This is a genomic window from Saccharothrix sp. S26 (genome assembly GCF_021390395.1).
Lineage (GTDB): Bacteria > Actinomycetota > Actinomycetes > Mycobacteriales > Pseudonocardiaceae > Actinosynnema.
Genome location: NZ_JAJUWT010000033.1, coordinates 47,073 through 67,188 on the forward strand (window position 1 = coordinate 47,073; position 20,116 = coordinate 67,188).

A 20,116-nucleotide genomic window follows, 5' to 3' on the forward strand; every position below is an offset into this window, starting at 1 on the left:
CCGGACATGACCACCTCCAAGAACGACCGCATCTCCGCGCTGCCCGAGCACCTGCGGGAGAAGCTGCGCGCGCGGCTGGCCGGCCGGGCCGCGCCCACCGCGGACGTGATCCCGCCCGCGCCGCGCGACGAACCGCTGCCGCTGTCCGCGGGCCAGCAGCGGCTGTGGTTCCTGGCCCAGTTCCACCCCGAGAGCACCGAGTACACCAGCGCGATCGCGTTGCGGCTGACCGGTCGGCTCGACGTGGCGCGGCTGACCGACGCCGTGCGCGGGCTGGTGCACAGGCACGAGTCGCTGCGCACCACGTTCGACCAGGTCGACGGCCGCCCGGTGCAGGTGGTGCACGACGAGGTCGACCTCGACCTGGCCGCCGTGGACGACCTGCGCGAGGTGCTGGACGAGCCGTTCGACCTGCGGCGCGGCCCGCTGTTCCGGGCCGCGCTGAGGACCGAGTCGGCCGACGCGCACGTGCTGCTGCTGACTTCGCACCACATCGTGGTGGACGGCTGGTCGCTCGGCGTGCTGATCGAGGAGCTGGGCGCGCTCTACCGGGGCGAAACACTGCCCGAGCCGTCGTTGCAGTACGCCGACTACGCCGTCTGGCAGCGCGGCCGACCGGTGGACACCGGGTTCTGGGTCGACCGGCTGGCCGGTGTCGTGCCGCTGGACCTGCCCACCGACCGGCCGCGGCCGGCGGAGCGCACGTCGGCGGGCGCGACGCACGAGTTCACCGTGCCCGCCCGGCTCGCGGGCGACCTGGCGGAGCTGGCCAGGGTGAACGAGACCACGCTGTTCACCACGCTGATGGCCGCCTGCCAGTTGCTGCTGGCCCGCTACACCGGGCAGGACGACATCGCGGTCGGCACGGTCACCACCGGGCGCAACCGGCCGGAGCTGGCCGGGCTGGTCGGGTTCCTGGTCGGCACCGTGGTGCTGCGGTCCACTGTGGACACCACGAGGTCGTTCGCCGAGTTCCTGGCGGAGGTCAACCGCACCGCGCTGGACGCCTTCGCGCACGACGACGTGCCGTTCGACCGGGTGGTGGAGGCGGTGGGCGCGACCCGCGACCCGAGCCGCACGCCGCTGTTCGACGTGATGGTGGTGCTGCAGAACGCGGGCCGCGCCCTGCCGGAGCTGCCGGGCCTGAGCGTCGAGGAGCACCCGCTCAGCCGCGAGTGGTCCAACTTCGACCTGAGCATCGACTTCACCCGCACCGACGACGGCCTGCACGGCCTGGTCGAGTACAGCACCGAGCTGTTCGACGCGGCCACCGTCGACCGGATGGCGCGGCACCTGCTCGTGCTGCTGGCGGGCGTCACCGCCGACCCGCACCGGCCGATGGCCGAGCTGTCGCTGCTGCTCGGCGACGAGCCCGACGGCCGCGGCCGGGCGCTCGCCGTGCCGGACACCACGTTCCCGGAGCTGTTCGAGGCGCAGGCGCGCCGCACGCCGGACGCGACGGCGCTGGTGTGCGGGGACACCCGGCTCACCTTCGCCGAGGTCGACGCGCGGGCCAACCGGCTGGCCCACCACCTGCTGCGCGCGGGCGTCGGGCGCGAGCAGGTCGTCGCGCTGTCGCTGCCGCGCGGCGCCGACTCGGTGGTCGGCATCCTGGGCATCCTCAAGGCGGGCGCGGTGTACCTGCCGGTCGACCCGGGGCTGCCCGAGGCCCGCCGGCGCTACCTGCTGGAGGACTCCGGCGCGGTGCTCGTGCTCGACGCGGCGGTCGACACCTCGGGCCTGCCCGACACGCGGCCGGACGTGCCGCTGCGGTCGGACCTCGCGGCCTACGTGATCTACACCTCCGGCTCGACCGGCAAGCCCAAGGGCGTCGTGGTCGAGCACCGGCAGTTGGTGAACCTCCTGCACAACCACCGCGACGACTTCGCGCGCGAGCACATGAGGGTCGCGGTGTCGGCCGTGTTCTCCTTCGACACGTCGTGGGAGGGCCCGCTGCTCATGGCCGACGGCCACGAGCTGCACGTGCTCACCGACGACGTGCGGCTGGAGCCGACCGCGCTGGTGCGGTACGTGCGGGAGCACCGGATCGACTTCCTCGACCTCACCCCGTCGTACGTGCAGCAACTGCTGCCCGCCGGGCTGCTCGACGGCGAGCACCGGCCCCGGGTGCTGATGCTCGGCGGCGAGGCCCTGGGCCCGGCGCTGTGGCGGGAGCTGGCGCGGGCCGACGTGGCGGCGCACAACTTCTACGGGCCGACCGAGACCACGGTGGACGCGCTGTCCTGCCTGGTCGAGGGCGACCGGCCGGTCATCGGCCGACCGCTGGCCAACCTCACCGCGCGGGTGCTGGACGACGACCTGCGGCCGCTGCCGGTGGGCGTGCCCGGCGAGCTGTTCATCGCCGGGCCGCAGGTGGCCCGCGGCTACCTCGACCGGCCCGGCCTGACCGCGGACCGGTTCCTGGCCGACCCGTTCGGCGAACCCGGCACGCGCATGTACCGCACGGGCGACCGGGTGCGGTGGCTGGCCCTCGACGACGCCGACGGGACGCGGCGGACCGCGCTGGAGTTCCTCGGCCGGACCGACGACCAGGTCAAGATCCGCGGGTTCCGGGTCGAGCCCGGCGAGGTCGAGGCCGCCCTGTCCACCCACCCGAACGTCACCGAGGCCGCCGTCGTGGCCCGCACGGACAACGGGCACGCGCGGCTGGTCGCCTACGTCGTCACGACCGGGCCCGCCGACCTGCGCGCGCACCTGCGGGACGTCGTGCCGGACTACGCGGTGCCGTCGGCGTTCGTGGAGCTGGACCGGCTGCCCCTGACGCCCAACGGCAAGCTGGACCGGGCCGCCCTGCCCGCACCCCGCGCGGTCGCCGACGGCGAGTTCGTCGCGCCCCGCACGCCGGTGGAGGCCGAGCTGGCCCGGATCTGGGCCGAGGTGCTGGGCGCGGACCGCATCGGCGTCGAGGACAACTTCTTCGCCGTGGGCGGCGACTCGATCCTGTCGATCCAGCTCGTGTCACGGGCCCGGCAGGCCGGGCTGCACCTGACCTCGCGCGACGTGTTCCGGCACCAGACCGTGGCCGAGCTGGCGCTGGTGGTGTCGGCGGCGGCCGAGACCGCGCCGGAGCCGGTGTTCACCGGTCCCGCGCCGCTGACCCCGATCCAGCGGTGGTTCTTCGCCGAGCACGGACCGCTGCGCCACTTCACCATGTCGTTGCTGGTCGAGCTGGAACCGGGGGTGGACGCGGAGGCGTTGCGCGCCGCCGTGCGGACCGTCGTCGGGCACCACGACGCGCTGCGGCTGCGGTTCCGCCAGGTCGACGGGCAGTGGGCGCAGGAGGTCGCGGACACCGAAATCGACGTGTTCCGGGTCGAGCCGGACGCCGACGTGGAGGCCGTGGCACGGCAGGCGCAGCGCGGCCTGGACCCGGGCGAGGGACCGCTGCTGCGCGCGGTGTTCTTCCCCGGCGCGCGGCCGGAGCTGCTGCTCACCGTGCACCACCTGGCGGTGGACGGCGTGTCGTGGCGCATCCTGCTGGGTGACCTGGAGCGGGCCTACCGCGGCGAGCCGCTGGAACCGGTCGGCACGTCGTTCACGCAGTGGGCGCACCGGCTGGCCGAGCACGTGCGGTCCGGCGCGTTGGACGGCGCGCGGGAGCACTGGGACTCGCTGCCCGAACCCGAGGCGCTGCCGGTGGACCGGGAGGGCGCGAACACCGCGGGCTCGGCGCGCGTGGTGTCGGTGCGGCTGGACCGGGCGACGACGGAGGCGGTGCTGACCGCCGTGCCGCCGGTGTACCGCACCCAGGTCAACGACGTGCTGCTCAGCGCGGTGGGCCGGGCGTTGGCCGAGTGGACCGGGCGGGACGCGGTCAGCGTCACGCTGGAGGGCCACGGCCGCGAGGAGCTGGTGCCGGGCGTGGACCTCAACCGCACGGTCGGCTGGTTCACCACGCAGTTCCCGGTGGTGCTGCCCTCCACCGACGACTGGGGCCGCACGCTGAAGGCCGTCAAGGAGTCGTTGCGCGCCGCGCCGCACCGGGGGTTGAGCTTCGAGGCGCTGGGCGGCGGACCGCTGCCGCAGGTCGCGTTCAACTACCACGGCCGCTTCGACGTGGCCGACGGCGGCTTCTACCGGGCGCGGCGCGAGGCGGTCGGCGAGGACGTGCCGCCCGACGCGCCGCGCGCCCACCTGATCGAGGTGACCGGGCTGGTCGAGCGCGGCGAGCTGGAGCTGAGCTGGCAGTACTCCGAGCACGTGCACGACGAGCGGACCGTGCGGCGGCTGGCCGAGCGGACCCTGGCCGGGTTGCGGGAGATCGTCGAGCACTGCGCCCAGCCGGGTGTCGGCGGTCGCACGCCGTCGGACTTCCCGCTGACCCGGCTCACCCAAGAGCAGGTCGACGCGATCGCCGGGCCGGACGTGGAGGACGTCCTGCCGCTCACGCCGTTGCAGGCGGGCATGGTGTTCCACAGCCTGGTCGAGCCCGGCACCTACGTGGACCGGATGCGGCTGGTGCTCGACGGCGTGCGCGACCCGACGGCGTTGCGCGCGGCGTGGCAACGGGTCGTGGACCGCACGCCCGTGCTGCGGTCGAGCGTGGTGTGGGACGGGGTGGCCGAGCCGGTGCAGGTCGTGCACCGGCACGTGGAGCTGCCGGACGGGCCGGTGGACGCGCCGTTCGACCTGGGCGTCGCGCCGCTGCTGCGAGTGTCCGTCACGCCGTTGGCCGAGGACCGCGTCGAGCTGGTCTGGTCGTCGCACCACGTGATCCTCGACGGCTGGAGCACCGCGCAGGTGTTCGGCGAGGTGCTGGAGCACTACCGGGCGATCACCACCGGCACGTCCGCCCGGCTGCCCGCCCGCCGGCCGTTCCGGGACTACCTGCACTGGCTCGCCGAGCAGGACGGGGCCGCGGCCGAGGCGCACTGGCGGTCCGTCCTGTCCGATGTGGACGGACCGACGCCGCTGCCGTTCGACCGGGCACCGACGCGGGCGCACCGCTCGGAGGCGTCGGCGTCGGTGCGGTTCTCGCTCGACCTGGACGACGCCGCGCAGCGCGCGGGCCTGACCGTGAACACGGTCGTGCAGGGCGCGTGGGCGTTGCTGCTGTCACGGGCCACAGGTGAGGCCGACGTGGTGTTCGGCAGCACGGTGTCCGGCCGCCCGGCGGAGCTGGCCGGGGTCGAGTCGATGATCGGCATGCTGATCAACACCGTGCCGGCCAGGGCGGTCGTGGACCCGACCGCCGAGGTGGGCGCGTGGCTGCGCGGGTTCCAGGCGGCGCAGAGCGAGTCGCGGCGGTTCGAGCACACCTCGTTGGCCGACATCCAGTCCTGGGTCGGGACGAGGCTGTTCGACTCCGTGGTGGTGTTCGAGAACTACCCGTTCGAGCGCGACGGCGCCGGGCCGCGCGTGGTCGAGGTCGACGCGGTCGACAACACCACGCTGCCGTTGACGGTGAGCGCGTCGCTGACCGAACGGCTCGACCTCGACCTGGCCTACGACCCCGAACTGTTCGACGCCGCCACCGCCGAGCGGCTCGCCGGGTGGCTGCGCGAGCTGGTGCGGGCGATCGCGGCCGACCCGACCACCCGGATCGCGGACCTGCCGTGGCTGACCGACGCCGAGCGGCGCCAGGTGCTGGTGGAGTGGAACCGGACCGCCCGGGACACGCCCTGGGGCCTGTACCCGGAGGTGTTCGCCGAGCAGGCCCGCCGCACGCCGGACGCGACCGCGCTGGTCTTCCGGGGCGAGGCGGCGACGTTCGCCGAGCTGGACGCCCGGGTGAACCGGCTGGCGCACCACCTGCTCGCGCACGGCGCGGGTCCGGAGCGCACGGTCGCGGTCGTGCTGCCCCGCTCGGCCGACCTGGTGGTGGCCGTGCTCGCCGTGCTCAAGGCGGGCGCGGTGTACCTGCCGATCGACCCCGGCCTGCCCGCCGAGCGCATCGCCTTCCTGCTGCGCGACGCGAGACCGGCGCTGGTGCTGGACGCCGTGCCCGACCTGTCCGGGCTGCCGGACACGCCGCCGCCCGTGGTGCTGCGGCCCGAGCAGGCCGCCTACCTGATCTACACCTCCGGGTCGACCGGCAGGCCCAAGGGCGTCGTGGTCGAGCACCGGCACCTGGCGAACCTGTTCCACGCCAACCACGAGGGCCTGCGGCTGGACCGACCGACCCGCTTCGCGGTCACCGCGACGTTCTCGTTCGACACGTCGTGGGAGGGCCTGCTGTTCCTGGCCGCGGGCAGCGAGCTGCACGTGATCGACGACGAGCTGCGGCTCGACCCGCCCGCGCTGGTCCGCTACCTCGCCGAGCACGACATCGGCACGGTCGACCTCACCCCGTCCTACGCGCGCCAGCTCGTCCAGGCGGGGCTGCTGGAGTCCGGGTTGCGCCGGGTCATGCTGGGCGGCGAGGCGGTGGACGCGCCGCTGTGGCGGCAGATCGCCGAGTCGCCGGTGGAGGGCGTGAACTACTACGGGCCCACCGAGGTCACGGTCGACTCGGCGATGGCGCCGGTCGTCGGCGCGCGGCCGGTGATCGGGCGGCCGCTGGCCAACCTGTCGGCGTACGTGCTGGACGCCGACCTGCGGCCGGTGCCGCCGGGTGTGCCCGGTGAGCTGTACGTGGGCGGGGCGCAGGTGGCGCGCGGCTACCTCGACCGGCCGGGGCTGACCGCGCAGCGGTTCCTGCCCGACCCGTTCGGCGGGCCCGGCACGCGCATGTACCGCACGGGTGACCGGGTGCGGTGGCTAGCCGATGACGGGGCACAGGCGGGACTCCTCGAATACCTCGGTCGGGCCGACGACCAGGTGAAGATCCGCGGCTTCCGGATCGAGCCCGGCGAGGTCGAGGCGGCGCTGCTGGACGTGCCCGGCGTGCGGGAGTCCGCCGTGGTGGTCCGGCGCGGCCGGCTGGTCGGGTACGTGACCGGCACGCCGGAGACCGACCCGCGCGACGCGCTGGCCCGCGCGCTGCCCGACTACCTGGTGCCGTCCGCGGTCGTCGTGCTGGACGAGCTGCCGCTGTCGCCCAGCGGCAAGCTGGACCGGCGGGCGCTGCCGGAGCCGGAGGTGACCGGCGGGCACGTCGCACCGCGCACCGAGGCCGAGCGGGTCGTCGCCGAGGTCGTGGCCGACGTGCTCGGGCTGGACCGGGTCGGCGCGCTGGACGACTTCTTCCGCCTCGGCGGCGACTCGATCCTCAGCATCCGCGTGACGTCGCGGCTGCGCGCGGCGTTCGGCGTGCAGCTGTCACCGCGCGCGGTGTTCGAGCACCCCACGGTGTCCGGCCTCGCCTCCGCCATCAGCACCGGGGCGGGGTCCGGCCAGGATGAGGTGGACGCCATCCCGGTGATCCCGCGCGATGGCGTCCACCCTCCGCTGGTCCACCCGCAGTCGCCCGCGCAACGGCGGCTGTGGTTCCTCGACCAGTTCGAGCCGGGCGGCACGGAGTACGTCACGCCGACCGCGCTGCGCCTGCGCGGCGAGCTGGACGTGGACGCGTTGCGCCGCGCCCTGGACGGCCTGGTGGCCCGGCACGAGTCGCTGCGCACCACGTTCGACGACGGCGTGCAGCTCGTGCACGCGCCGTACCGCGTGGAGCCGGTGGTCGAGGACACCGACTGGGAGTCGGTGCTGCTGGAGGAGGTCGGCACGCCGTTCGACCTGCGGGAGGGGCCGCTGTTGCGGACCCGGCTGGTGCGGGTGTCGCCCGAGGAGCACGTGCTCGTGCTGACCCTGCACCACATCGTCACCGACGGCTGGTCGACCGGGGTGCTGGCCCGCGACCTCGGCGCGCTGTACGCGGGCGAGGAGCTGCCGCCGCTCGCCGTGCAGTACGTGGACTACACGGCGTGGCTGCCGGAACCCCCGGTCGACCACTGGGCCGAGCGCCTGGCCGGCGTGCCGCCGCTGGAGCTGCCGACCGACCGCCCGCGCCCGGCGGTCCGCGGCACGGCGGGCGCGAAGCACGAGTTCACCGTGCCCGCGCCGGTCGCCGAGGCGCTCAGGGCGTTGACCGCCGAGCACGGCGACACGCTGTTCACCACGCTGCTCGCGGCCACGAAGGTGCTGCTGGCCCGTTACACCGGACAGGACGACATCGCGGTCGGCACGGCGGTCTCCGGGCGCGGTCGGGCCGAGCTGGACGACGTGGTCGGCCTGTTCGTCAACACCGTCGTGCTGCGGTCCGCGGTCGACCTGCGGCGCTCGTTCACCGAGGTGCTGGCGGCCGTGCGGGAGACCGTGCGGGACGGTTTCGCGCACCAGGACGTGCCGTTCGAGCGGGTGGTGGACGCGGTCAACCCCGACCGCGACCCGAGCCGCAACGCGTTGTTCGACGTCATGGTGCTGCTGCAGAACTTCGGTGCCGACGTGCCCGACCTGCCCGGGCTGGACGTGGCGGAAGTCGGGCTGCCGCTGCTGACCGCGATGTGCGACCTCACGTTCGAGTTCGGCGAGGAGGACGGTGCGCTGCGCGGCGCGGTGGAGTACAGCACCGACCTGTTCGACGCCGGCACGATCGACCGGATGGCCCGGCACCTGGTGACGCTGCTGGACGGCGTCACGGCCGCACCGGACCGGCCGCTGGCCGAGGTGCCGTTGCTGCTGGGCGACGAGCCGGACGGGCGCGGTGTGCGGCTGGACGTCCCCGACACCACGTTCGTCGCCGCGTTCGAGGAGCAGGTGCGGCGCACACCGGACGCGGGCGCGTTGGTGTGCGGGGACACCCGCCTCACCTACGCGGAGGCCGACGCGCGGGCCAACCGGCTGGCGCACCACCTGCTGGCGCACGGAGCCGGCCCGGAGCGGGTGGTCGCGGTGTCGTTGCCGCGCTCGACCGACTCGGTGGTGGCGATCCTGGCCGCGCACAAGGCGGGCGCGGTGTACCTGCCGATCGACCCGGAGCTGCCCGCCGAGCGGGTCGACTTCCTGCTCCGCGACGCCCGGCCGGCCCTGGTGCTGGACGAGGTGCCCGATCTCGCCGCGTACCCGGACACGCGGCCGGACGTGGTGGTGCGGCCGGACCAGGCCGCCTACGTCATCTACACCTCGGGGTCGACCGGTGTGCCGAAGGGCGTCGTGGTGGAGCACCGCCAGTTGGCGAACCTGATGCGCAACCACCACCGGGTGTTCGGCGGTGAGCCGCCCCTGAAGGTCGCGCTGACCGCCGTGTTCTCGTTCGACACGTCGTGGGAGGAGCTGCTGTTCCTGAGCGACGGGCACGAGCTGCACGTGCTCACCGACGACGTGCGCCTGGAACCGCAGGTGTTCGTCGAGCACGTCCGCGAGCACCGGATCGACCTGGTGGACCTGACCCCGTCGCACGCCGAGCAGTTGCTCGGGCTCGGGCTCCTCGACGGCGACCACGTGCCCTCGCACGTGCTGCTGGGCGGTGAGGCGCTGCCCGCGCCGCTGTGGCGGACGCTGGCCGCCTCCCCCGCCACCGCGCACAACTTCTACGGCCCCACCGAGGTCACGGTGGACGCGGTGGCCACCGTCGTCACCGGGGACCGGCCGCTCATCGGCCGCCCGCTGGGCAACCTCGTCGCGCACGTGCTGGACGCCGACCTGCGGCCGGTGCCGGTGGGCGTGCCGGGCGAGCTGTACCTGGGCGGCCCGCAGGTGGCCCGCGGCTACCACGACCGGCCGGGCCTGACCGCGCAGCGGTTCCTGCCCGACCCGTTCGGCGAGCCGGGCGCGCGGATGTACCGCACGGGCGACCGGGTCCGGTGGGTCGGCGACCAGCTCGACTACCTGGGCCGCACCGACGACCAGGTGAAGATCCGCGGCTTCCGGGTGGAGCTGGGCGAGGTGGAAGCGGCGCTGCTGCACCACCCGGACGTGACGCAGGCCGCCGTGGTGGCGCGCGAGCACAACGGCCGCGCGCGGCTGGTCGCCTACACCGCGGGCACGGCCGCCGACCTGGCCGACTGGCTCAGGCAGCGGCTGCCGGACTATCTGGTGCCGTCGGCGTTCGTGGCGCTGGAGGCGTTGCCGCTCACGCCCAGCGGCAAGGTGGACCGGCGGGCGCTGCCCGAGCCGACGTTCACCGAGACCGGGTACGTGGCGCCCGAGCCGGGCGTGGCGGCCGCGTTGGCCGACATCTGGGCCGAGGTGCTCGGGGTCGAGCGCGTCGGCGCGCGGGACAACTTCTTCGCCCTGGGCGGCGACTCGATCCTGAGCATGCAGGTCGTGTCACGGGCGCGGCAGGCCGGGCTGAGGCTCACGTCCAAGGACGTGTTCCTGCGCCAGACCGTGGCCGACCTCGCGCTCGCCGTCACCGAGGACGCCCCGACCGCGCACGCGACCGTCGCCGGGCCCGCGCCGCTGACCCCGATCCAGCGCTGGTTCTTCGCCGAGCACGGCCCGTTGGCGCACTTCACCATGTCGGTCGTGGTGGAGCTCGGTGACGTCGAGCCGACCGCCGTGCGCGACGCCGTGCGCGCCGTCCTCGCCCACCACGACGCGCTGCGGCTGCGGTTCACGCAGGTCGACGGCGAGTGGCGGCAGGAGGTCGCCGAGTCCGAGACCGCCGAGGTGTTCCGCGTCGCCTCGGCCGACCTCGCCACCGAGGCGCACCAGGCCCGCACGAGCCTGGACCCGCGGCACGGCCCGCTGCTGCGCGCGGTGCTGTTCGACGACGGCCGGCTGTTCGTCACCGCGCACCACCTCGTGGTCGACGCGGTGTCGTGGCGGATCCTGCTGGAGGACCTGGACACCGCGCTGGCCGGCCGCGACCTCGGGCCGAAGAGCACGGCGTTCGCCGACTGGGCCCACCGGCTGGACCGGCACGTGCGCGAGGGCCGGTTCGACCACGCCCTCCCGCACTGGGCCGACGTGCCCGTGGAAGAGCCCGTGCCGACGAAGGCGGGCACCGCGCGCAGCGTGTCCGTGCGGCTGGGCCGCGCCGAGACCGACGCCCTGCTGCACGCCGTGCCCGACGCCTACCGCACGCAGGTCAACGACGTGCTGCTCACCGCGCTGGCCTCGGCGTTCGCCGGGCGGGCGCTGGTGACGCTGGAGGGCCACGGCCGCGAGGAGCTGTTCGACGGCGTGGACCTGTCCCGCACGGTCGGCTGGTTCACCGCGCAGTTCCCCGTGGCGCTGGAGCTGCCCGGGGGCGGCGACTGGGGCGTGGCGCTGAAGTCGGTGAAGGAGCAGTTGCGCGCGGTCCCGGACAAGGGCTTGAGCTACGAGGCCCTGAAGTACGCCGACCGCGGCGTCACGGGCCCGTTGCCGCGCGTGTGCTTCAACTACCTGGGCCAGTACGACGACGGCGGCACCGACGTCGACCACGGCCGCGAGGTGCCCGACGACGCCACCCGGCCGCACCCGCTCGACATCACCGCCGCCGTGTCGTCGGGTGAGCTGGTGCTGGAGTGGGAGTACTCCACCGAGGCGCACGACGAGGCCGCGGTGCGGGCGCTGGCCGACCGGATGCTCGACGCGCTGCGCCGGATCGTGGCCTTCTGCGCCCGGCCCGACGCGTGGGGCCGCACCCCGTCGGACTTCCCGCTCGCCCGGCTCACCGCCGAGCAGGTGGACCGGATCGTCGACCGGGACGTGGAGGACGTCTACCCGCTGACCCCGTTGCAGGCCGGCATGTTGTTCCACAGCCTCATGGACGAGGGCACGGCTTACGTCAACCAGCTCCGCGTGCGACTGTCCGGTGTGGACGACCCGCACCGATTCGCCGAGGCGTGGCAACGGGTGGTCGACCGCACGCCGGTCCTGCGCACCGAGGTCGTGTGGGAGGGGTTGGACGAGCCGGTGCAGGTGGTGCGGCGCGGTGTGACCGTGCCGGTGACCCACGCCGACGTCACCGACGAGCTGGTCGCGGCCGACGCCGCGGCGGGCATCGACCTGACCACCGCGCCGCTGATGCGGCTGGCGGTCGGGCGCGTGTCCGACACCGAGGTCGACCTGCTGTGGACCTCGCACCACCTGCTGCTGGACGGCTGGAGCACGGCGCAGGTGTTCGGCGAGGTGCTGACCGAGTACGCGGGCGGCCGAGCCCCGGCGCGGCGGCCGTTCCGCGACTACCTGGCCTGGCTCGCCGAGGTCGACCAGTCGGCCGCGCGGGAGTACTGGCGCGGTGTGCTGGCCGGGTTCGAGGCGCCCACCCCCCTGCCGTTCGACCGGGAGCCCGCCGAGGCGCACCGCGCCGAGTCGTCCGCGCAGGTCGTGCTGGAGCTGCCCGCCGACCGGCTCGACGCGGTCGCCCGCGCGCACGGCCTCACGGTGAACACGCTGGTGCAGGGCGCGTGGGCGGTGCTGCTGGCGCGCACCTCGGGCCGGCGGGACGTGGTGTTCGGCAGCACGGTGTCCGGCCGCCCGGCGGAGCTGCCGGGCGTCGAGTCGATCGTCGGCATGTTCATCAACACCGTGCCGACCAGGGTGTCGGTGGAGTCCGACGCCGTGGTGGTCGACTGGCTGCGGCGCTTGCAGGACTCGCAGACCGAGGCGCGGCAGTTCGAGCACGTGTCGCTGGCGCAGGCGCAGGGCTGGGCCGGCATCGCGCCGGACTCGGGCACGCGCCTGTTCGACAGCCTGCTGGCGTTCGAGAACTACCCGGTGGAGAAGGAGACGCCGGACGGCGCGCCGGGCATCGGCGAGGTGGACGGCCTGGACACCACCTCGTTCCCGCTCACCGTCCGCGCGCACGTGGACGACGCGCTGCACGTCGAGCTGACCTACGACCCCCGGCTGTTCGACGAGGGCACGATCTCGACCCTCGGCGACCGGCTGGCCCGGCTCCTGGACGCGATCGGCGCGGACCCGCGGCGGCGGGTGTTCGAGCTGCCGTGGTTGTCCGACGAGGAGCGCGACCGAGTGCTGGTGACGTGGAACGGCACGTCGTCCGGCTCGGTGGTCGAGGACACGGTCCCGTCGCTGTTCGCCGCCCAGGCGGCGCGCACGCCGGACGCGGTGGCGGTCACCTTCGAAGGCGCGGGCCTGACCTACCGCGAGCTGGACGAGCGGTCCAACCGGTTGGCGCACCACCTGGTCGCGGCCGGTGCCGGGCCGGAGTCGTTGGTGGCGTTGCGGTTCCCGCGCTCGCTCGACCTCGTGGTGGCGGTGCTGGGCGTGCTGAAGTCGGGCGCGGCCTACCTGCCGCTGGACCTGTCGTACCCGGCGGACCGGATCGCGCACATGATCGAGGACGCCCGGCCGGCCGTGACGCTGGAGGCGCTGCCGGACCTGTCCGGGATGCCGACGCACGCGCCGGACGTGCCGCTGCGGCCGGACAACGCCGCGTACGTGATCTACACGTCCGGGTCGACCGGGCGGCCCAAGGGCGTCGTCGTGCCGCACTCGAACGTGGTGCGGCTGTTCGCCGAGACCGACCACTGGTTCGGCTTCGGCCCGGACGACGTGTGGACGTTGTTCCACAGCTACGCGTTCGACTTCTCGGTGTGGGAGCTGTGGGGCCCGCTGCTGCACGGCGGGCGGCTGGTCGTGGTGCCGCACGAGGTGTCGCGGTCGCCGCGCGAGTTCGCCCGGCTGGTGGCCGACGAGGGCGTCACGGTGCTCAACCAGACGCCGTCGGCGTTCTACCAACTGCTGGCGGAGGCGCCCGACCTCGACGTCCGGTACGTGATCTTCGGCGGCGAGGCGCTGGACGTGCGCAAGCTGTCCGCGTGGCGCGGCCGCGGGCGGTTGGTCAACATGTACGGGATCACCGAGACCACGGTCCACGTCACGTGGACGCCCGCGGACGGCTCGATCGGCGTGCCGATCCCGGACCTGCGGGTCTACGTGCTGGACGACGAGTTGCAGCCCGTCGCGCCCGGTGTGGTCGGCGAGATGTTCGTGGCCGGGCCCGGTGTCGCGCGCGGCTACCTCAACCGGCCGGGCCTGACCGCGCAGCGGTTCCCCGCCGACCCGTTCGGCGAGCCCGGCTCGCGGATGTACCGCACCGGCGACCTGGCCCGGTGGGTGGACGGCAGGCTGGAGTACTTCGGCCGCGCCGACCAGCAGGTGAAGGTCCGCGGCTTCCGGATCGAGCTGGGCGAGATCGAGGCGGTGCTGGCCGCGCACGACGCCGTGGCGCAGGTCGCGGTGATCGTGCGGGAGGACCGGCTGGTCGCCTACTTCGTGCCCGCCGGGGCGGCGGACGTCGTCGGCCTGCGCGAGCACGTCGAGCGGACCTTGCCGGACTACATGGTGCCGACCGCGTACGTGGCGCTGGAGCGGTTGCCGCTCAACGCCAACGGCAAGCTGGACCGGCCCGCGCTGCCCGCACCGGAGCGCGAGGCGTCGGCGGCGGTCGGGTTCGTCGCGCCGCGCACGGAGACCGAACGGCTGGTCGCCGAGGTGTGGGCGGACGTGCTGGGGCTCGCGCAGGTCGGCGTGGACGACAACTTCTTCACCCTCGGCGGCGACTCGATCTCCAGCATCCGGGTGGTGTCGCGGCTGCGGTCGTCGTTCGACGTCTCACCGCGCGACCTGTTCGACCACCCGACCGTCGCCGCGCTCGCGGCCCGGTTGGCCGGGTCGACCTCGGCGGGCGGCGCGATCACGCGGGTGGAGGGCGACGGGCCGCTGTCGTTCGCGCAGCAGCGGTTGTGGTTCCTCGACCAGTTCCAGCCCGGCGGCACGGAGTACGTGACACCGCTGGCGGTGCGGCTGCGCGGCGAGCTGGACGTGCCGCGGCTGGAGCGGGCGCTCACGGCGCTGGTCGAGCGGCACGAGTCGCTGCGGACCACGTTCCCGGCGGTGGACGGCCTGCCGGTGGCGGTGGTGCGGCCGGCGGCGGACGTGACGCTGCCGGTGGTCGACGAGATGCCCTACATCGAGCCGTTCGACCTGGGCGAGGGGCCGCTGTTCCGGCCGGCGCTGGTGCGGTGCGGCCCGGACGACCACGTGCTGGCGCTGACGATGCACCACATCATCACCGACGGCTGGTCCGGCGGGGTGCTGATGTCCGACCTGGCCGCGCTGTACGGCGGCGAGGAGCTGTCGCCGCTGCCCATCCGGTACGGCGATTTCGCGGCCTGGCAGCGCGAGCAGCCGCTGGAGGCGCAGCTCGACTTCTGGCGCGCCGAGCTGGCCGACGTGCCCGCGCTGGAGCTGCCCACCGACCGGCCCCGGCCGCCCGTGCAGACGACGGCGGGCGCGCAGACCGAGTTCGTCGTGCCGGCACCGGTCGCGCGACGGCTGCGCGAGCTGGCGCGGGCCGTGGACGGCACGTTGTTCATGGCCCTGCTGGCGGCCTGTGAAGTGCTGCTGCACCGGTGGTCCGGGCAGGACGACTTCGCGGTCGGCACGGTGGCGTCCGGGCGGGACCGGCCGGAGACGCAGGACCTGGTCGGGTTCTTCGTCAACACGGTGGCGCTGCGGGCGCGGGTCGAGCCCTCGGCGACGTTCCCGGAGTTCCTGTCACGCACCCGCAAGACCGTGCTGGACGCGTTCGCGCACCAGGACGTGCCGTTCGAGCGGGTGGTCGACGCGGTGCAGCCCGACCGGGACACCAGCCGCACGCCGCTGTTCCAGGCCGTGGTGGCGTTGCAGAACGCGCCGCAGGCGCCCGGCTTCCCGGGCCTGGCCGCGCACGACGTCGCCCAGCCCACGGTGAACACCAACTTCGACGTCACGGTCGAGTTCACCGAGGTCGCCGACGGCGGGCTGCACGGCTCGGTCGAGTACAACACCGACCTGTTCGACGCGGGCACGGCCCAGCGGCTGGTCGAGCACCTGGGTGTGCTGCTGGCCGGCATCGCGGCCGACCCGGACCGCCCGCTGTGGGCGCTGCCGGTGCTGCCCGACGCCGAACGCGAGCTGCTCGCGGCGTGGGGCTCGACCGGACCGGCCGTCGACGGCCCGGGTTTCGTGGAGCTGGTCGAGGCGCAGGTCGAGCGGACGCCGCACGCCGTGGCGGTGACCGGCGCGGAGGAGCTGACCTTCGCCGAGCTGAACGCCCGCGCGAACCGGCTGGCGCACCACCTGATCGGCTTGGGCGCGGGGCCGGAGCGGATCGTCGCGCTGCGGCTGCCCCGGTCGGTGGACCTGCTGGTGGCGGAGCTGGCCGTGCTCAAGGCCGGCGCCGCGTTCCTGCCGGTCGACCCCGAGTACCCGGCCGAGCGGATCGCGTTCATGCTCGACGACGCCCGCCCGCTGGTCGTGCTGGACGGTCCGGTCGACTGCGCCGGGCAGCCCGACGCGAACCCGCGCGTGGCCGTGCGGCCGGAGCACCCCGCGTACGTGATCTACACGTCCGGGTCGACCGGGCGGCCGAAGGGCGTGGTGGTGTCGCACGCCGGGCTGGCCACGTTCTCGGCGGCGGAGGTCGCGCACTTCGCGGTGTCGCCGGGCGACCGGGTGCTGGAGTTCTCCTCCCCCAGCTTCGACGCCTCGGTGCTGGAGCTGTGCCTGGCCTGGCCCGCCGGGGCCGCGTTGGTCGTGCCGCCGCCGGGGCCGCTGCTGGGCGACCAGCTGGCCGAGGTGGTCGACGCGTTCGGCGTGACGCACGCGTTGATCCCGCCGGTCGCGCTGGCCACCGTGCCGGACGGGGCGATGCCCACGTTGCGGACCCTGGTGGTGGGCGGTGACGCGTGCTCGGCGGACCTGGTGCGCCGGTGGGCACCCGGTCGACGGATGATCAACGCCTACGGACCGACCGAGTCGACCGTGGTCACGTCGTGGAGCGAGCCGCTGGAGCCCGGCGGCCCGCCGCCGATCGGGCGGCCCATCCCCGGCACCCGGGTGCACGTGCTGGACGCGTGGCTGCAGCCCGTGCCGGTCGGCGTGCCGGGTGAGCTGCACGTGTCCGGCGTCGGGTTGGCGCGCGGGTACCTGGACCGGCCGGGGCTGACCGCGTCGCGGTTCCTGGCCGACCCGTTCGGACCTCCCGGGTCGCGCATGTACCGCACGGGCGACGTGGTGCGGTGGACCTCGCGGGGCGTGCTGGAGTTCGTCGGCCGGGCCGACGAGCAGGTGAAGATCCGCGGGTTCCGCATCGAGCTCGGCGAGGTCGAGACGGCCTTGCTGCGGCACCCCGACGTGCGCGAGGCGGTCGTGGTGGCCAAGGCGGACGCGCGGGGCTACAAGCGGCTCGTCGCCTACGTCGTGGGGTCGTTCCGGGTGCAGGACGTGCGGGAGTTCCTGGGCGACTCGCTGCCGGACTACCTCGTGCCGTCGGTGTTCGTGCCGGTGGACGCGCTGCCGATCAGCCCGAACGGCAAGGTGGACCGGGCGAAGCTGCCCGAGCCGAACTTCGACGTGCCGGCCGGCGAGGGCTACGTGGCGCCGTCCGGGCCGGTGGAGGAAGCGCTCGCCGCGGTGTGGGCGGATGTGCTCGGGGTGCCGCGGGTCGGCGCGCGGGACAACTTCTTCGCGCTGGGCGGCGACTCGATCCTGACCATGCAGGTGGTGGCGCGGGCGCGGCAGGCCGGGTACCGGTTCAGCACCCGCGACCTGTTCGCGCACCAGACCGTCGCGTCGCTCGCACCGCACGTGGCGGTGGAGGTCGCGTCCTCGGCCGACCGCGCGCCGGTGGTGGGCGAGGTGCCGTTGACGCCGATCCAGCACTGGTTCCTCACCTCCGGGCGGCGCAGCCCGCACCACTTCAACCAGTCGCACCTGGTGGAGCTGGACCCGGCGGTGGACGAGGCCGCGCTGCGCCGGGCACTCGACGCCCTGCTCGCCCACCACGACGCGTTGCGGCTGCGGTTCACGCGGGTCGAGGGGGTGTGGCGGCAGCACAACGACGACGTCCGCGACGTCGACGTGCTGACCGTCGTGGACGGCGCGGACGAGCTGGAGAAGGTCGCCGACGAGGTGCACGCGTCGTTCGACCTGGCGACCGGGCCGCTGGTCAAGGCGGTGTTGTTCCGGGGCGACCAGCCGCTGTTGCTGCTGGTCGCGCACCACCTGGTGGTCGACGGGGTGTCGTGGCGGATCCTGCTGGACGACTTGGAGACCGCCTACCGGGGCGAGGACCTCGGCGCCAAGACCACCTCCTACCAGGAGTGGTCGCGGCGGCTGGAGGCCCACGTGCTCGGCGGGGCGCTGGACGACGAGGTCGAGCACTGGACGCAGTCGTTCCCGCCGTTCCCCCGGCCGACCGGCACGGCGGAGGCGGTGACGGTCGAACTGTCCGAAGAGGACACCGACGCGTTGCTGCGCGGCGCGCCCGCCGCCTACCGGACGCGGATCAACGACGTGCTGCTGGCCGCGTTGACGTGGGCGCTGTCGCGGTGGACGGGGTCGTCGCGGGTCGCGGTGGACCTGGAGGGCCACGGCCGCGAGGACGTGCTGGACGTGGACCTCTCGCGGACCGTCGGCTGGTTCACCACGATGTTCCCGGTGTCGTTGGAGGTGCCCGACGGCACTTGGCGCGACCGGGTGAAGGCGGTGCGCCGGCAGTTGCGGGCCGTGCCGGGCAACGGGTTCGGGTACGGGGCGCTGCGGCAGCACGGCCTGGTGCCCGACGGCGGGCGGCCCGCGGTGTCGTTCAACTACCTGGGCCAGTTCGACGGCGGGTCGGCCGAGTCGACCGGCCTGTACCGGGCGGTGCGCCCGTCGGTCGGCGCGGACCACGACCCGGCCGACGCGGGCGACCACCTGGTCGACGTGGTCGGCGAGGCCGGCCGGACGTTGGGCTTCACCTGGTACTACCACCCGTCGGCGCACCCGGCGGCCGAGGTCGAGGCGGTGGCCGCCGACTTCGCCGCCGCGTTGCGGGCCATCGCCGCGGACTGCCGGGGTGCGCTGTGACGACGTCGTTGGCGCGCAACCGGAACTACACCCTGCTGTGGGGCGGTCAGGCGCTGGCCGAGGTGGGGTTCAGCGCCTCGATGCTGGCCCTGCCGCTGCTGGTGCTGTTCCTGACCGACTCACCGGTGCTGTCCGGGCTGGTGCTGACCGTCGACGCGACCGCGCAACTGCTGGTCGGGCTGCCGGCCGGCGCGCTGGTCGACCGGTGGGACCGCCGCCGGATCATGCTGTGCTGCGAGGCCGCCCAGGTGCTCACCCTCGGCGGGCTCGTGGTGGCGATCTGGGCCGACGCGGTCACCGTCCCGCACGTGCTGGCGGTCGCCGCGGTGCTCGGCGTGTGCCGGGCGTTGTTCGAACCCGCCGAGGACGCGTGCCTGCCCCGGCTCGTGCCGGAGTCGCAGTTGGCCACGGCCGTGGCGATGAACAGCGCCCGGTCGTCGCTGGGGCAGATGTCCGGTACGGCGCTGGGCGGTGTGCTGCTGGCGGTGGCGCGGTGGCTGCCGTTCCTGGTGGACCTGGTCACGCACGTGCTGGCGTTCGTGGCGCTGCTGTTCCTGCGGGTGCCGCCGTCCGCGCCGGTCGAGTCGCACCCCCACCTGCTGCGGTCGATCGGCGAAGGGCTGCGGTGGGTGTGGGGCCGGCGCGAGATCCGGGTGACGGCGCTGTGCGCGGTGGTGCTGAACCTGTTCTTCACCGCGTTCTACGTCGTCGTCATCGTGCTGGTGGAGGGTCGGGGCGCGTCGGGGGCCGAGATCGGCGTGATGGCGGCGATGCTCGGCGTCGGCGGCGTGCTCGGCGCGCTGGCCGCGCCCCGGCTGCACCGGGCGCTCGGGCCGCACCGGTCGATCGCCTCGGTGTTCTGGGTGCTGACCCTGCTGGTGCCGTGCGCGGTGCTGGTGGCGTCGCCGTACCTGCTCGGGGTGCTGTTCGCCCTGATGAGCTTCCTGGCGCCGACGGCCAACACCACCATCAGCACGCACCAACTGCTGCTCACGCCCGACGAGCTGCGCGGGCGGCTCAGCGGCGTGATGGGTGTCGTCGTCGGTGGCGCGGGCGCGGCCGGCCCGCTGGTCGGCGGCGTGCTGACCGAGGCCCTGTCGGCCCGCACCGCCGTGCTGGTGTGCGCGGCGGGCATCTTGTTGATCACGGTTTTCGTCACGGTGAACCCGACTCTGCGCGGGTACGCGAAGTCACAGGAGGAGAACGAGTCATGAGGGACGACATCACCTACCAGGTCCTGGTCAACGACGAGGGCCAGTACTCGCTGTGGCCCGCGCACCACGACGTGCCCGCCGGGTGGCGGTTCGAGGGCACCAAGGGCACCAAGGACGAGTGCTCGGCGCACGTCGACGAGGTGTGGACCGACATGAGGCCGGCGTCGTTGCGCGCGGCGATGGGCTGAGGTCGGGTGGGCGGCCCGCGGGGC

General features: G+C 74.2%; 3 protein-coding genes. All 3 read left to right on the forward strand.

What is annotated here, in order from left to right:
* Positions 1-6: 6 nt before the first annotated feature.
* From LZG04_RS38640 to LZG04_RS38650, 3 genes are read left to right on the forward strand one after another with little or no spacing between them, the layout of a single operon-like run.
* Positions 7-18,690, forward strand: coding sequence for a non-ribosomal peptide synthase/polyketide synthase (locus LZG04_RS38640; protein WP_233826762.1), 18,684 nt, complete (start codon positions 7-9; stop codon positions 18,688-18,690).
* Complete coding sequence (locus tag LZG04_RS38645) at positions 18,687-19,904, forward strand: MFS transporter (protein ID WP_233826764.1); 1,218 nt, start codon at positions 18,687-18,689, stop codon at positions 19,902-19,904. The genes LZG04_RS38640 and LZG04_RS38645 overlap by 4 nt, the downstream gene beginning before the upstream one ends.
* A complete protein-coding gene (locus LZG04_RS38650) occupies positions 19,901-20,092 on the forward strand; it encodes an MbtH family NRPS accessory protein (RefSeq protein ID WP_233826766.1) in 192 nt (63 codons plus the stop codon). The genes LZG04_RS38645 and LZG04_RS38650 overlap by 4 nt, the downstream gene beginning before the upstream one ends.
* The last annotated feature ends 24 nt before the right edge of the window (positions 20,093-20,116 follow it).